Raw genomic sequence first — 254 nt, forward strand, 5'->3', positions numbered from 1 at the left:
TTAAGCCGTGGGAAAGTCGGTCGCCGCCAGGTCTTCCAATCCATCTTACAAACACACTACCACCGCGGGGTGGAGCAGCCCGGTAGCTCGTCAGGCTCATAACCTGAAGGTCATAGGTTCAAATCCTGTCCCCGCAACCATGAATATGTGTCTGAAAAGACTATGGAAAAGCCACCCTCAAGGGTGGCTTTTTTGCGTTCCGGGAATGAGCGCAGGATGCGTATAGGATGCAAATGGGAGTGAAACTCCAGCGT

At 52.8% G+C, this 254-nt stretch carries 1 tRNA gene; it reads left to right on the plus strand.

Features of this window, described 5'->3' with window-relative positions:
• Positions 1-63: 63 nt before the first annotated feature.
• Positions 64-140: transfer RNA gene (locus KUA11_RS17270), tRNA-Met, on the plus strand.
• Positions 141-254 lie beyond the last annotated feature (114 nt).

The sequence above is a fragment of the Acetobacter estunensis genome, from assembly GCF_019083805.1.
In the GTDB taxonomy this organism is placed as follows: Bacteria; Pseudomonadota; Alphaproteobacteria; order Acetobacterales; family Acetobacteraceae; genus Acetobacter; species Acetobacter estunensis_A.